The sequence below is a fragment of the Ligilactobacillus murinus genome (assembly GCF_003288115.1).
In the GTDB taxonomy this organism is placed as follows: domain Bacteria; phylum Bacillota; class Bacilli; order Lactobacillales; family Lactobacillaceae; genus Ligilactobacillus; species Ligilactobacillus murinus.
The window spans coordinates 1,809,121-1,822,798 of record NZ_CP023565.1; the positions used below are offsets into that span (position 1 = coordinate 1,809,121).

At 36.9% G+C, this 13,678-nt stretch carries 16 protein-coding genes; 10 read left to right on the plus strand and 6 right to left on the minus strand.

Annotated elements, in window-relative coordinates:
• Positions 1-13: 13 nt before the first annotated feature.
• The 5 genes from CPS94_RS08915 (at position 14) to CPS94_RS11375 (ending at position 2,571) form a co-directional block, all read left to right on the plus strand.
• Positions 14-1,096: an HlyD family efflux transporter periplasmic adaptor subunit gene (locus CPS94_RS08915; RefSeq protein ID WP_112193850.1), complete on the plus strand. Its 1,083-nt coding sequence runs from the start codon at positions 14-16 to the stop codon at positions 1,094-1,096.
• A gap of 21 nt (positions 1,097-1,117) precedes the next feature.
• Positions 1,118-1,876: a LytR/AlgR family response regulator transcription factor gene (locus tag CPS94_RS08920; RefSeq protein ID WP_112193852.1), complete on the plus strand. Its 759-nt coding sequence runs from the start codon at positions 1,118-1,120 to the stop codon at positions 1,874-1,876.
• A 176-nt stretch (positions 1,877-2,052) separates the two neighbouring features.
• Positions 2,053-2,193: a ComC/BlpC family leader-containing pheromone/bacteriocin gene (locus CPS94_RS08925; protein ID WP_082613054.1), complete on the plus strand. Its 141-nt coding sequence runs from the start codon at positions 2,053-2,055 to the stop codon at positions 2,191-2,193.
• A 33-nt stretch (positions 2,194-2,226) separates the two neighbouring features.
• Positions 2,227-2,379: a Blp family class II bacteriocin gene (locus CPS94_RS08930; RefSeq protein WP_112193854.1), complete on the plus strand. Its 153-nt coding sequence runs from the start codon at positions 2,227-2,229 to the stop codon at positions 2,377-2,379.
• An 18-nt stretch (positions 2,380-2,397) separates the two neighbouring features.
• Positions 2,398-2,571 (plus strand): DUF4175 domain-containing protein, encoded by a 174-nt coding sequence (locus tag CPS94_RS11375; protein WP_143441406.1) that lies wholly within the window; start codon positions 2,398-2,400, stop codon positions 2,569-2,571.
• 97 nt (positions 2,572-2,668) lie between these two features.
• On the opposite strand, the gene CPS94_RS08935 is transcribed toward CPS94_RS11375, so the two are convergent.
• The 3 genes from CPS94_RS08935 to CPS94_RS08945 all read right to left on the minus strand — a co-directional run bounded on the left by CPS94_RS08935 (position 2,669) and on the right by CPS94_RS08945 (position 5,369).
• A complete protein-coding gene (locus CPS94_RS08935; RefSeq protein WP_309299713.1) occupies positions 2,669-3,631 on the minus strand; it encodes an IS3 family transposase in 963 nt (320 codons plus the stop codon).
• The gene (locus CPS94_RS08940; RefSeq protein WP_191981800.1) at positions 3,517-4,230 is read right to left on the minus strand and encodes a helix-turn-helix domain-containing protein; all 714 of its coding nucleotides are present in this window, start codon (positions 4,228-4,230) and stop codon (positions 3,517-3,519) included. Before CPS94_RS08940 ends, CPS94_RS08935 begins: the two co-directional genes overlap by 115 nt.
• Positions 4,231-4,385: 155 nt before the next feature.
• Positions 4,386-5,369, minus strand: coding sequence for a DUF1002 domain-containing protein (locus tag CPS94_RS08945; RefSeq protein WP_112193856.1), 984 nt, complete (start codon positions 5,367-5,369; stop codon positions 4,386-4,388).
• Between the two features lie 279 nt (positions 5,370-5,648).
• On the opposite strand from CPS94_RS08945, the gene pnuC reads away from it, so the two are divergent.
• The 3 genes from pnuC (at position 5,649) to rplI (ending at position 9,153) form a co-directional block, all read left to right on the plus strand.
• Positions 5,649-6,419 carry a nicotinamide riboside transporter PnuC gene (gene pnuC, locus CPS94_RS08950; RefSeq protein ID WP_112193858.1) on the plus strand — a complete coding sequence of 257 codons (771 nt, stop codon included), beginning with the start codon at positions 5,649-5,651 and terminating at the stop codon, positions 6,417-6,419.
• 241 nt (positions 6,420-6,660) lie between these two features.
• Positions 6,661-8,676, plus strand: coding sequence for a DHH family phosphoesterase (locus tag CPS94_RS08955; protein ID WP_039936164.1), 2,016 nt, complete (start codon positions 6,661-6,663; stop codon positions 8,674-8,676).
• A gap of 27 nt (positions 8,677-8,703) precedes the next feature.
• Entirely contained in the window at positions 8,704-9,153 is a 450-nt protein-coding gene (rplI, locus tag CPS94_RS08960) for a 50S ribosomal protein L9 (RefSeq protein ID WP_004049682.1), read from the plus strand.
• A gap of 484 nt (positions 9,154-9,637) precedes the next feature.
• Here the strand turns inward: rplI and CPS94_RS08965 are convergent, their stop codons facing one another.
• Positions 9,638-10,522: a LysR family transcriptional regulator gene (locus CPS94_RS08965; protein WP_112193861.1), complete on the minus strand. Its 885-nt coding sequence runs from the start codon at positions 10,520-10,522 to the stop codon at positions 9,638-9,640.
• A 122-nt stretch (positions 10,523-10,644) separates the two neighbouring features.
• Between CPS94_RS08965 and CPS94_RS08970 the strand changes: the two genes are divergently transcribed.
• Both CPS94_RS08970 and CPS94_RS08975 read left to right on the plus strand, forming a co-directional pair.
• The gene (locus CPS94_RS08970) at positions 10,645-11,565 is read left to right on the plus strand and encodes a DMT family transporter (RefSeq protein WP_112193863.1); all 921 of its coding nucleotides are present in this window, start codon (positions 10,645-10,647) and stop codon (positions 11,563-11,565) included.
• Between the two features lie 222 nt (positions 11,566-11,787).
• A complete protein-coding gene (locus CPS94_RS08975) occupies positions 11,788-12,210 on the plus strand; it encodes a hypothetical protein (protein WP_112193865.1) in 423 nt (140 codons plus the stop codon).
• Between the two features lie 83 nt (positions 12,211-12,293).
• Here CPS94_RS08975 and CPS94_RS08980 read toward each other — a convergent pair whose 3' ends face one another.
• Both CPS94_RS08980 and CPS94_RS08985 read right to left on the minus strand, forming a co-directional pair.
• Entirely contained in the window at positions 12,294-12,911 is a 618-nt protein-coding gene (locus CPS94_RS08980) for a hypothetical protein (protein ID WP_112193867.1), read from the minus strand.
• A 32-nt stretch (positions 12,912-12,943) separates the two neighbouring features.
• Positions 12,944-13,567, minus strand: a complete 624-nt coding sequence (locus CPS94_RS08985; protein WP_112193869.1) for a hypothetical protein — start codon at positions 13,565-13,567, stop codon at positions 12,944-12,946.
• Positions 13,568-13,678: the final 111 nt, after the last annotated feature.

The following is a 13,678-nucleotide window of genomic DNA, read 5'->3' on the forward strand; positions in this document are numbered from 1 at the left end:
TGGAGAAATTCATATGAAACAAGACTTTTTTGAAAGTAGTGCATTTTACTCAAAACGCTATAAAAATTTTTCTACATTATTGGTAATACCAATATTTTTAGTAGTTTGCTTCTGTATAGTAATTTCTATTTTTTGTAAAAAAGAAATTGTCATACAGGGATCTGGTAATATTCAACCCATATCAAAAATAGCGGTTATTCAATCTCAGCTTGATTTTCCCATCTCGAAAAATAATTTACAAGAAGGGAAAAAAGTAAAAAAAGGAGATACACTATTAATCTATAGAAATAAAAATCAAGATAGGGAAAATTATTTTGTTCAGCAAATAGATGCAGTTAAACAACAATTATCTTCCTTAGCTACTTTGAAATTAGGTGTAAAAAATAACATAGATACCTTTAATTTCAACGACGAATTCGGATATCACGAAGAATTAAATGCATACCTTAAACAACGAGATATTTATAGTAATGAAAACAATATCTTAAAAATTCAAAATTCAGATTCAGAAAAAAATAAAATTGCAGGTTATACTACTGCTACCAATGATGATAAACTATTTATTCTACAATCTGAAAAAATATCTGATATTTGTAAGGAAGAAAAAAAGTTACGACAATCGCTCAGTGAATTGGAAGTTAACTTAAAAGACTATAGTAATAATACTAAAATCACCGCTCCTACTTCTGGAATACTACATGTTAATCAGGAATATGACGGTATGCGTAAGGTTAACGTAGGTACTCCTTTAGCTGAAATATATCCTGATTTACAAAAAGAAAAAAAAGTTAAATTGGTAGCATATATATCTGAGAGAGATATTACTTCTATAAGAAAAGGACAGTTTCTCAAACTTAAATTTTCCACTAGCAATGTCACTCCTCTTAAATTGAAAGGAAAAATTACTAGCATTAGTATGACATCAACAAAAATTAACAATAGGGTTTTCTACATAGTTTCTGCTACTGCAAAAGTCCCTTCAAATATGCTTTCTAAAGTTAAGTACGACATGGAAGGAAATACTACTGTAAGTATAGGCAATATGTCATTTTTTGATTATTACAAAAATAAACTTTTGAATAAAAACATATATTAAATCTCAAAGGAATGATTTTAGATGCTTACTGCGTTAATTCTTGAAGGCAATTCAATGTACAGGCATAAATTGCAAAATATTATTCAAAATAGGATACGGGTAAATGATACTCTGGATGAATATGACATGGAAATTGCCATTTCTACTGACAATTTATCGGATATTCTTAATCATATAGCAGCACATAAGGATAAATCTTTCTTGATTTTTGTGGATATAGATACAGTGTCACATGATTTAAACATTTGGAAACAAATTAAAGATAACGTTGTATTTGCTGAGATAATATATTTATCAGATTCTTATAACTCTATCCAGAAAATTATAGCTGCTAGAGCTGAACCATTGGATATACTGTGCAAAAATTTAGCAGATGATTTTACTATACAAAGAGTGCGTGAAAATATCGATATCGCATTTGCTAGATATAAGAAAAATGTCTTAGCTAATTTAGCTAATTTTTTTTCGTATGAAATGACTCATGGACTTGTAGAACGAATACCGTTTGATCAGGTATATAGTATTGAGTCTATAATAGGCAATAACAAACAAGTGCGCTTAAATTATAGGAATCTTAAAGAAGATATATTAGGGAGTTTAAAGCATTTTGAAGAGCAATATGATTACTTACTTAGATGTAACAGAACTACCCTAGTTAATATTACAAATATTATCAGAATAGACAAAAAAAACAAGTCGTTAACTCTATCAAATGGGCAAATATATCCGATAAGTACAAGAAGATTTAAAAACACCATAAAAATTTTAGGACAGACCTAATTCAAAGAGCAATATTAAATGCCTGATTTATTGTATTTAGTGTCAATATCTGTCTAGAATTATACACTAAATACAATAAATTGCCCGATAATTCTTTTTTTAACTACTATTCTTAAATAACTGTATACTTCTAATTGTTAAGAGATATCAATTTAATTTGGAGGGAAGCAATTATTATGAATAATGCTGAATTAAATTTGTTTGAAGAATTATCAACTAGTGATTTGCAAAATATCGTTGGTGGGAAACGAGGTTTAGGCTATCATATTGTTGACGCAGTTGTTAGTTTTGGGAAAGGTTTTTTGGACGCTTTTTAAGATTATCAGTGATACAAAAAGGAGAGTAACGAAATGGAAAATTTACAAATGTTTGACGTTATGACTGAAGAGGAATTAACAGAAATTAATGGTGGCTATAACCGTTTAGCTGGTCAAATTGGACACTATACAGGCAAAGCCGTTATTGTCGGCGCTACAGTAGTAGGTATTGCAGCCCTCTTCTAATAGCTAAGAGGTGGAAAAATGAAAAAAAATACTTTAGGAAAGCTTGTTGTCGCATTATTATTTGCGATAATTGTGTTAAAGATGCTTTTTGTGCCAGGTCCTATTTCCATCGGAACAATGGTAGCACTTGGATTGGGAATCTTAGCTGCTTTGGGATTCTCTTTACAAAAATTTATTAAAACAAATAGTTAAGATGAGGCTGGGACATGAGTCTCTGTTTACAAGAAAACCACCCGAACTTTTTCGGCACTATGTCCCGTCAAGTATACAGATCAAATAGATAAAAATTTTAGGCGGCTTGGTTGCGGAATTGTTCCGCGGTCAAGCCGTTTTTGCTTGTGTAAGCGCGTTTGGTATTAAAGTATTCAATGGCTCCTTTGACGAGTTGTTCTAGCTCTGCTAGCGTCTTAGGACGAGGGTGTTTGTTAATCCAGATTAGCTTGAAGTCATTCCACCAACGCTCTATGGGTGAGTTTTCCCAAGGATGACCGGGGTGCGACATACTATGAATACAATTTTTAGAGGCTAAGTAGTCGTTGAACATACTTGAGCAGTAAGCTGACCCGCGGTCAGTATGGATCATTGGTTGCGCATCAGGTTCAACCGTAAAAGCACGATTAAAGGTTTCAATTACTGCTGATGAAGTTTCTGTGTCTGAAATATTGTAGCTTAAAGCGTAACGACCATATAAATCTAAAATAACGTGTACTCGTACTTTATGAAGTGTGTGTTCGCCGTAGGCTACTTCCGTTGTGTCGGTAACCCACACTTCATTTTTAGTTTCACGGTCGAATTGTCCCTGCAATAAGTTGTCATTGATGTATTCTTCATGGCGTTGAATTCGATTGCGCTTCTTCTTCCTAATATTTGCTCTAATTCCATGCTTACGCATGCAGTTAGTTATTCGTTTTAATCCAGCGGTAAAGCTTAAACGGTTTTCAAAGCTTAACTGTGTAGTCATCGCTAAATATCCCAGCGTCCAATTATGTTCTTCTTCTAACTCTACAATCGCTTCAAGTAACTCTGCTTGCTCATTATGATATTGACTTGGCTTTCGATTGAGCCATTTGTAATAACCATCTCGCGAAGAATCAGCTATTTTACACAACTGGCTAATTGACCATCCATTTTCTTGATTTAGTTCTTTGATGGCTTGGTACCGGAGTCCTTTTCCACCTCCCGATTGCGTATTTCTGTTAATTTTTTTGCGAATGCAATCTCCATCTCTTGCTTTTCTAGCTGAGCCCTTAATAAGCGATTCTCTGCCTTGAGTCGGTCAACTTCCGTCCACTTCTCTTCTGGCTTAGCTTTGCCTCGGCGATCACGAAGTGATTCTGGGTCATTACCGCTTTTGCGATACTTTTGATACCAGCCATAAACTTGTTGGTAACTAATATGGTATTTTTCAACTGCCCAATTGTAGTTCACATCATGCTTAATCAACTCTTCAATGATAGTAAGTCGTTCTTCAAAGTCAGTCTTTCGTCCACTCATTTTTGAATCTCGCTTTCTTGGCGTATAGGCCTTTAAGTTAGATTCATTATACTGCATAATCCAATCTGATAGTTGTGTTTTGGACTTTAGCCCATGCTTGATCGCGAATATTTCAAGCGACGCGTCTGATTTTTGATACTGTTGGACCAAAGATAATTTAAATTCCTTTGAATATCTATGATTATTGTGAGTAGATCGTAAGCCATCAATGCCCTGATATTCATATAGATACCCCCAAGTTCTAATAGTTTTCTTGCCCACTGCATACTTTTTAGCCACCTCACTAATATTAGAACGGGTTAGTTCATTTAGTATAGCTAATTTTTGTTCTGCACTGTATCTTGATTTCCTAGACATATAAAATACCCTCCAAGTATAAGATGAATTTTCTATTTCATCTGTATACTTAGAGGGCATTATAGCCCCTCAAAAATTCGAGTGGTTTTCTTTTTAATTTTAAAGTCCATTATGCCTGTTTTTTGGAGACTTATATCTCAGCGCCTCTTGTTTGTTTAGTTAAACAAACTCTTGATCCATTCGATGAAGCGAGTAAACCAACTTTTTGCCTGTTCAACGGCTTCTTTAGCTTGAGCACTGTTGGCCCAGTCTTTGGCTTTATTCATCAAATTACCAGTCGAATCTTTAACGTTATTGATCGTGTTTGTCACGTTATTGATATATGTCTTGCTTGAGCTGATCGGTGAATTTTGGAAGTTTACCAAAGCACCTGAGATCTGTGTTACTTGCTCTGAAGTTGTTTGATCTTGAATGCCTCGGTCAGCCAAAGCCTTATTTAACATATCTTCAATGTCTTGTTTTGTAGCTAGTTCTTGGTTATCTTGCTTTTGTTGTGCCAATTGCTTGGAAACATCACCAACAGCGGCCATCAACTTACCAGGATAGGTCGTATCATCTTTGTTGGCGTTGATCGCTGGTTGGGTCGCTGAAAGCATCTCGTTAGCTGTCGCCGTGTTTTCTGTGTTCAATGAAACGCCATCTTCGGCTAAGGCCTTGTAGACCCCAGTTAAGGCTGATTTACCTGAAACGGGACGGTTAGCGGTCACAACGATGCTGACATCGGTTACCCCCGCCATTTGTGCGACCATTGCGTATTGTTGGGAAGTTACTTGTGTGATATTGTTAGAACCATTGTAGTCTTTGATATTGACCTTGACCCCAGAACCAGGATCTCCGGGTGCGATCGCAACTGAGCTGATCATTGCAGCGTCAGTCGTATTGCTCGAGCCATTGGCGATATATTTGTTGTAATCGGAGGCTGTAGCGGTCAAAGTTTTGAATGAAGAATCAGTTTCAAATACTTTAGCTAAATTTTGGCGTGCTTCTTGGCTCGTGCCGGCTCCATAGACGACATAAGCGGAATTTAACGTATGTGTATTACTGCTACTTGTGGCTAAAGCCTTGGGCGCACTGGTCAAAGTTACCCCTAAAAAGGTCAGCCCTGCCAAGAATGCAGTTGCTAATTTTTTTAATTTCATCTCTAAAACACCTCATTGATTTTATATCTAGCTATATTCTAATTTTACCACCAGAAATCAATTCTTGTCTTTTAAGAAAAAGATATAAATGTCGTAAGAAAAACTTAGGAAAATCAACGTTTAAAAATCAAAATATACACAATATATAGATTTAATGAAATTAGAATTACAATATATTGTGTTTTTTCGGTTGAATTTAGCTGGAAGGCGTGGCTATAATAGTTATATTGAAATTTTTGAATTCGAGAAATTATTATCTAGTTGGAAGGAAGTTTTTAGATGTTTGAACGTTATCAAGATGTATTGACCCATTTGCCAGAATATTCCAAGAATGTATTTCGAAAGGGATATTTCAAGTGGTTATTGAATCAATGTAAAGGCTGGGGGTATTTTAGTTACTTCTTATTGGCGTTCAACTTCGTGCTCCAAGTTATTTCGTTGGGCCACTCTTTTAGCCAAACCCCAGTCCAGTCACTGTTAGCCTTTGTTGGGGGCAATCTGTCCGTAGCATGTGTTATCGGGATCTCGAACTTATCGGGGATCCAAGGCTGGTGTGGGGCGATCTCGGCTATTTGTATCGCAGCAACTGGTTTTATGGCGAAAAATTATGCAACAGCTTGGGAGCAGATCGGTTATTTGATCTTTTTAGATATTTTTTGCATTTTAGATCCAAAATGGAACGATGATATCCAAGCTGAAAAATTAGAAAGTGGGCTCGAGTGGCTCAAATATGGTTTGTTTTTTGTAGTTGCGTGGTCATGCACATATACGATCTTTAGCTTTACTAATGATCCGCGGGTCTTTTTGGATAGCTTGAATTTAGCGATGGCGATCACGGGGGCATTATTGGAATTGAACCGTAAACGTGAACAATACTATGTTTTCACCCTGGCATCGATTTTTACGATCGCTTTATGGTTCCAAACGATGCTGCAAGGCGACGGTAATTTTGCCTTGATCTTTAGTTATAGTGTCTTTTTCCTAAATGATATGTATGCCTTTTTCAGCAAGAACAGCTGGTTTAGAGGGGAAGTCTCAAAGAAAGCTTAAAATTTAGTTTGGAATTGCTGACAATAAATAGGCGTGGGCGTATACTTAAACTAAGTGAATAACTTAACTCATAACACTAAGCTACGGTTTGCTCCGTGGCTTTTTATTTTGGGCAAAGCAGCTTGATTTTTCAAGCTATTATAGTCATACTTACTGAGAGTCAAGCTTGTTTGTGATAGAATAAGTAGCAGAAGTATAAAATTTAGGTTAAGAATTGGGAAAGGAATGCGGGGATAAACCAGTGAAAAAATTTTTTAACAAAGATTTTTGGCAACTGCCTGAATTCATGTATGACAGACATTTGCGTGTGTTAGCTTGGATGCTGGCGCTTGTAGCGGTCATTTGTGTGATCCTGGCCTTTAGAACCAATATTATTCTAGGATATATCAGTATGGTCTTTATGCTTATCATGACCGTAGTTGCCTATATTACTTTAAAACAAGTTACTGAAGATACAACTGAATACATTTCTGATCTGTCTTATCGGATCAAACGCGGTGAACAGGATGCGTTGATCAAAATGCCGATCGGGATCTTATTTTACGACAAAGAAGGGTATATTGAATGGATCAACCCTTATATGCAACGCTATTTTGACAATCAAGAAGTGCTAGGCAAACCGCTAAAAGAGGTCGATCGTCAGCTCTATGAGCAACTTGAGGCTAAACAAGACAATAAGGACAAAGATATAGAAGTCAAATTGCATGGGCGTGCCTTTAGTCTGATGATCCAAAAAGATATTGATGCGGTGTATTTGATGGATGTGACGCATTATGCCCAGATCCGACAAGAATACGAAGATACGCGGTTAGTGATCGGGCAGATCTTCTTGGATAATTATGATGAAGTTACCAGTGCGATGAACGATAAAGATATTTCTAACCTGGGAAATTTCGTGACGAATGCCTTGGCAGATTGGGCGAAAGAATTTGGGATCTACCTCAAGCGAGTCGATGAAGACCATTTCTTTATCCTGACTTATGCCAAGACACTCAAAGTGTTAGAGGAAGAAAAATTCAAGATCCTAGATGAAGTGCGCAAGTGGACGTCCAAGCAAAATTCACCTGTAACGCTTAGTGTAGGGATCGCATATGGTGGTTCTGACCTGACGCAATTAGCAAAGCTCTCACAAAATAACTTAGACCTTGCTTTGGGACGTGGGGGCGATCAAGTCGTCGTCAAAGCAGTCGAGGGACAAGCACGTTTTTACGGAGGAAAGACTAATCCGATGGAAAAACGTACCCGAGTTCGAGCACGGATGATCTCACAAGCGCTGACTGAATTGATGAATCAGGCTGATCAGATCTTTGTGATGGGACATCGCCATCCAGATATGGACTCACTAGGCGCCTGTCTAGGGGTGCGGCGGATCGCAGCGATGAATGGTAAACAGTGTTGGATCGTCTTAGATCAAGAAGATCTTCACTCAGACATTGAACGTCTGTTAGAGGAATTGGACCAATATCCAAATATCAAGGGTTCAATTATAACCCCGGAAATGGCTTTGGAAAAAGCTACTAAGGATAGCCTTTTGATCATGGCTGATCACTCGAAACCATCAATGTCGATCGCTCGCCCACTCTACGATAAGCTCAAAAATCGTGTCATGGTGATCGACCATCATCGCCGGGGCGAAGAATTTCCCGATAACCCGATCTTGGTCTACATCGAGCCTTATGCAAGTTCGACGTGTGAGTTGATCACTGAGCTCTTTGAGTATCAAGCAAAAGACAGTGAACCGATCAATAAATTGGAAGCCACTGCGATGCTCACGGGGATCATTATCGATACACAGTCGTTTGCTTTGCGGACTGGGACTAGGACCTTTGATGCAGCGAGCTATTTACGTTCAGTGGGCGCTGATCTAGCAATGGCACGGCATTTCATGAAAGAAAGTGTCAAGAGCTACATGCAACGCAATCATTTGGTCGAACGGACTAAATTTGCTGAAGGAGATGCGATCTGTTGTGGCGAAGAAGATAAGATCTATGATCCAGTCATCGCCGCTCAAGTTGCCGATTCACTGTTAAATGTCAGTGGTGTGGAAGCCTCTTTTGTGATCACTAAGCGAGCTTCGGGCAAGATCGGCGTTTCAGCGCGAAGCAACGGGACTAAGAACGTGCAGGTGATCATGGAAGAAATGGGTGGTGGCGGTCACTTATCCAATGCTGCGACCCAGATCGCTGATACAACTGTGGGTGCGGTCAAAGAACAACTGCTTGCAATTCTTAAACAAGAGCAGGAAAATAAAGAGTAGCAAAACTACGTATGGGAGGATTTTTTTATGAAAATTATTTTTACACAAGACGTACGCGGTAAAGGCAAACGCGGTGAAGTTAAGGAAATTCCGGATGGATACGCAAACTTCTTGATCAAGAGCAATAAAGCTAAGCAAGCTGATGCAGCAGCAATGAGCCAATTGCGTGGTCAAAAGAGAGCTGAAGCCAAAAAAGAAGCTGAAGAATTAGCCGACGCAAAGGTCCTCAAAGAAAAATTAGAATCTGGCAATTATGTCGTTGAGATCAAGGCAAAAGCTGGGACAGACGGGCGTTTATTTGGTTCGATCACATCCAAGCAGATCGCCCAAGCCATGGAAAAACAACACGGCTTAAAGATCGACAAGCGTAAGATGGAACTAGCAGCGCCGATCCGTGCAATGGGATACGCTAACGTCCCAGTGAAGTTGCATAATGAAGTTTCGGCTAAGATCCGCGTGCATATCTCAGAACAATAAAATGCCTAATAATAGCCCGCTAGAGCAATTCTGGCGGGCTATTTGTAGGTTATTTTTAGCATGTTGATGCTCAAGGCTATTCAAGAAGATCAACGGTTCGTTTAGTAAGACAAAAGTACGAAATTTATCGAGATCAAGGCAACAGTGAGTATTATTGCCAACAATACTATCTCAAGAACCTAGCATTGCTACTAGTCATTATCTTTAACTTAGCATGTCTTGTTTCAAATATATAGCTCTATTTATGATTTTAATATTTTCCAATAAGTTTGATCTCACAGCTTGCATGAGAACATATTTGGTAAATAGTAAATACGACAATATTATTTGTATTACCAACGATCATTGCTGTCACAAAAACGATCGATCCAGGTAACGTTTTTTAGCATTCGATCATACTATATGGTTAGCGTTGTTCATAATAGTATTTGGCAGTATTTCTTAAAAAAGCAGATACTTGATCGAACTGCTAGGTGCGTGTGCTCTATCTAAGCTTATTTACAATAAAGTTAAGCGGTATTTTACCATTTGAAAAAACTGCGGTTCGACGAAAATCAGGGACCATAAGTTCTTTTGCAGCAAGCTGCATAGTCGGATTTTCTAATTTATTTAGTGCAAGTGATTTGGGTAGGATAGTTACCAGATCAGAGCATGAGACTAGTGAAGCTGTAGATTCATTGTAATCAGCTTCATAGATCGTGGGAAAGGAAAGGTGATTTTGCTGAAAGATCTGCTTTATACGAATGTGGATCGGACAGTAATCTGGATATAATAATAAATCAAATTTTTGAAGCTCTTGCGCAGATAAGCAGGGGCTTTTTATTTTAGAAAGTTGGACATTATTTTTTGAAAAAAGTACATAGTAAGGTTCGGCTTGTAAAAAATATTTTTCAAAATTAGTAGTTAGCTCATTTTCAAAATATTCATCCATAAAAATAACATCTAAATTTCCCAGGTTAAAATCATTGATCAAGTCAGTGACTTTATTAGTCAGGACAACTTGCTCAGCCTTTGAAAGTGCCTCGATAAAGAAACCAGAATACAACAGAGAAGCGATACTATCCAAAGCACCAATATGTAATTCGCTAAATTTTGAACATGGTTGGTCATTCTCCAAATGATAGAGCGAGTTAAAATCATGGATAACTTTTTTAGATTGGCTATAAAAAAGTTCTCCCGCTGGAGTTAGTGCCATTCCGCGGGGAGAGCGAATGAATAACTTTTTACCAAAATAATCTTCCAGTTGCTTGATCTTTTTACTGATGGCTGGCTGAGACAATAATAGAACATCACTACTTTTATTGATACTTTTTAATTCAGCAACAGTGGTAAAAACGTATAACAGATCAATATTTAGCGACTCATACATAAAAGATACCTCCCCATTATTTTTAGGTATAACGAATAATCATAAGGGTATTATATATCGTTAATTCCACAGAGTAAAAGATAATGATACGCTGGGGGAGTAGAAAAATAAGGAGGAAAATCATGGGTAAAAATTATCTTTTAGGTGTGTCACTTTGCCTGATCGCCGTTTTATCATGGGGGGCTATGTTTCCGATCATGGGACCGGCTTTGAAGATCATGGATCCGTTCAACTTTACTTTGTTTAGATATGGGATCGTTGCGGTTATTTTTGCGATCATTTTATTCTTGAAAGAAGGACCACGGGCATTCTTACCAGAAAAACACTTTTTGAAATTATGGTTCCTAGGGACATCAGCCTTTGCTGGTTTTAGTTTTTTAGTCTTTTTGGGGCAAAAATTAGCTGGTTCTTCAGGAGCATTGATCGCCTCGGTCATGATGGCAGTTCAGCCACTATTAGGTGTGATCGTTGGCTGGATCTATCGCGGGACTAAACCAGGAAAATTTGTTTTTATGTCAATGTTAGTTGCTGCGGTAGGTGTTTTTTTAGTGGTAACTAAAGGTGATCCAGCTAATTTATTGGGTGGTCAAAATACGTTATTAGCAACGATTTTGATCCTACTAGGTGCACTATGTTGGGTGATCTATACAACTGGCGGGGCTGATTTTAAGGAATGGTCGATCTTACGCTATTCAACACTAACAACAATTTATGGTGTGATATCGGTCAGCCTTATTTTGACATTAGCGATAAGTTTAGGTTGGCTAGAAGCTCCGACTGTAATACAGGTTCAAGAGGTAAGTGGTGCACTTGTATATATGATCACTTTAGCTGGTGTGCTTGCAGTTTTTGCTTGGAATTTGGGGAATCGATTGATCGGTGCTTTAAATGGGATCTTATTTATGAACTTAGTGCCTGTAACTGCTTTTGTGATCACTATCTGGCGTGGATACCAGATCACAAGTTATGAAGTAGTAGGTTGCTTATTGACGATCAGTGCCTTAGTTGCAAATAATTTGTACAATCGTTACAAACTGAAATGATATTTACTAAAATATCCCTGAACCTCCCTATAATTGAGGTTCAGGGGTGTTTTTTATGTATGTAATGTGATCAGCTATTTTTATCTTGGAGGAATAGTTTACTAATGATCAATTACAATACATATAATTATTGATTTGAACATGTTGATCCGAGGTGATAGAATCGCTTTGATAAGGCGTAGATACTGACAAAATGGCAAATGATATCGGAGTTGGATCGATATGAAAAAATCTAGTATATCTTTATTAATAGTGTTTGCTATGCTTACTGTCACTAATGGATGTTCTAAAAACAATACTGTTCAGGTAACAAATGGTTCAAAAAGTGGAAAAATTTTTAAAAGTAGATCAGAAGATGAGCAGGAAAAGCGTGAAATAAAAGAATTTTATGCTAGACAAGGACTAGAAGTTGATGTAAGTGGCTTTAATGACGGTTACCAAGTAACTCTTAGTAATAGTTCTTTATTAGAAAATTTACGAAATAACGATAGTAACGGATATATCCGCAATGTACTTATACCGATTTCAAAAAATATTAGCCAAGTTAGTGGTAAAAAAATTTATTTCAGAGCTGGGGATCCCAATAATGTATTATTGGCGATATGTAAAGAAGGGAATGTTGAGTATAGTTTATATGGAAAATAGTGATGTTATTGTTCTATATTCTGATATAAGTGCACTATCGTATAGGAGTACTTGGATAGTATTCATGAGTAGTATTATGGAATTTACTCTTCGTGAAGTAATGTAATTTTAGAGTAATTGATTTTTTGCTTACATATAGAATCAAGTTGTTTATAGAAAGCGGTTTTGTTACTAATATCTCTGTATCGGATAACACTAGGTAGGATAAAATAGCGTTTAGGATCATATGGTAATTTTCCTTTTTTTACTAGTAAATAACAATCCTTGAAGCTAATAGCTATCAGATCACTATCGGAAGACGGAGAAAATAGGCCTGCCGTGATATAAGCTGTAGGATACTGTTTGCGTATCTTCTTTAATTTAAAATGATCAGTGCTTTTTGTCAAAGTGATAAATATTTTCGGAGAAAAAATCCTCAGTTCTTTCCAAAAAAGTAGAGGATAGTAAAATATTAGCAGAAAAACTATGATTGCGATAAAAAAAGCTCCTGAATAAGAGATAGAAACAGTGAACGGGATATGAAATAGTAATAAGAGTAAAACACGCAGAATTGTAGGTGCTAAGAGATATATAGCTAACAAAACTAAGAGGACCATGCCAAATTTTGCAAATATACGAAATCTGTTAGGTGATATTTGCGCTTTCCAAAGATATTTATAAATGCGATACCAATCGTGTTTGGTAAGTTGAGTGACAAACATATCGTTTTCTCCTTTATGATTTAATTAACTAACTATTCTTCATGAAGTAATTTGACGTCAGAATAATTTACTATCCGTTCGCAGACAGGCTCAAGTTGCTTAGAAAAAGTTATTGTATGTTTTATGTCTTTATATCTGATGATGGCAAATGATATAAAATAGCGTTTAGGCTCATAGGGCAGTTTGCCTTTTGCCACTAGTAAGTAGCAGTCTTCAAAGTTGAGAACGGTCCACTTACTATTAAAAGGTGGCTCAAACATTCCTTGATTGGGAGTGATATAAGCTGTCGGATATCGTTTGCGTATTTTCTTTAGTTTAGCAAGTGGAGTTCCTTGCTTCAAAGTGATAAACACTTTTGGAGAAAATTTTCGTGATTCTGCCCAAAAGAGCAAGGGGTAGTAGAATATCAAAAGTGAGCTCACAGTTATTATCAAGAAAATTTCGTAATAAGAAAGATAATAAGTTAGTGGAGCACGAAGTAGCAATAAAAATAAAACACGAAGGACTATAGGAAAAAGGACCCATACTGCTAATAAAATTCGCAAAATGGCAACAGTTTTTACACATATGCGTATTTTTTGAGGCAATAACTGCGCCTTCCAAAGATATTTGTAGATCCGATACCAGTCACGCTTGGTAAGTTGAGTGATAAACAAAGAAACTTCCCCCTTTAACTTTTACTATAGTGTAGAACTAATTGTGATATAAAACAAGACAATATTTTTTAGGTCAGTGATATATAGGTAACAATAGATTCGACCGTTCTA

Excerpts from the sequence above, each read along its gene's own strand:
- CPS94_RS08915 (WP_112193850.1), top strand. The coding sequence starts at position 14 with ATGAAACAAGACTTTTTTGAAAGTAGTGCATTTTACTCAAAACGCTAT.
- CPS94_RS08920 (WP_112193852.1), top strand. The coding sequence starts at position 1,118 with ATGCTTACTGCGTTAATTCTTGAAGGCAATTCAATGTACAGGCATAAA.
- CPS94_RS08925 (WP_082613054.1), top strand. The coding sequence starts at position 2,053 with ATGAATAATGCTGAATTAAATTTGTTTGAAGAATTATCAACTAGTGAT.
- CPS94_RS08930 (WP_112193854.1), top strand. The coding sequence starts at position 2,227 with ATGGAAAATTTACAAATGTTTGACGTTATGACTGAAGAGGAATTAACA.
- CPS94_RS11375 (WP_143441406.1), top strand. The coding sequence starts at position 2,398 with ATGAAAAAAAATACTTTAGGAAAGCTTGTTGTCGCATTATTATTTGCG.
- CPS94_RS08940 (WP_191981800.1), bottom strand. The coding sequence starts at position 4,230 with ATGTCTAGGAAATCAAGATACAGTGCAGAACAAAAATTAGCTATACTA.
- CPS94_RS08945 (WP_112193856.1), bottom strand. The coding sequence starts at position 5,369 with ATGAAATTAAAAAAATTAGCAACTGCATTCTTGGCAGGGCTGACCTTT.
- pnuC (WP_112193858.1), top strand. The coding sequence starts at position 5,649 with ATGTTTGAACGTTATCAAGATGTATTGACCCATTTGCCAGAATATTCC.
- rplI (WP_004049682.1), top strand. The coding sequence starts at position 8,704 with ATGAAAATTATTTTTACACAAGACGTACGCGGTAAAGGCAAACGCGGT.
- CPS94_RS08965 (WP_112193861.1), bottom strand. The coding sequence starts at position 10,522 with ATGTATGAGTCGCTAAATATTGATCTGTTATACGTTTTTACCACTGTT.
- CPS94_RS08970 (WP_112193863.1), top strand. The coding sequence starts at position 10,645 with ATGGGTAAAAATTATCTTTTAGGTGTGTCACTTTGCCTGATCGCCGTT.
- CPS94_RS08975 (WP_112193865.1), top strand. The coding sequence starts at position 11,788 with ATGAAAAAATCTAGTATATCTTTATTAATAGTGTTTGCTATGCTTACT.
- CPS94_RS08980 (WP_112193867.1), bottom strand. The coding sequence starts at position 12,911 with ATGTTTGTCACTCAACTTACCAAACACGATTGGTATCGCATTTATAAA.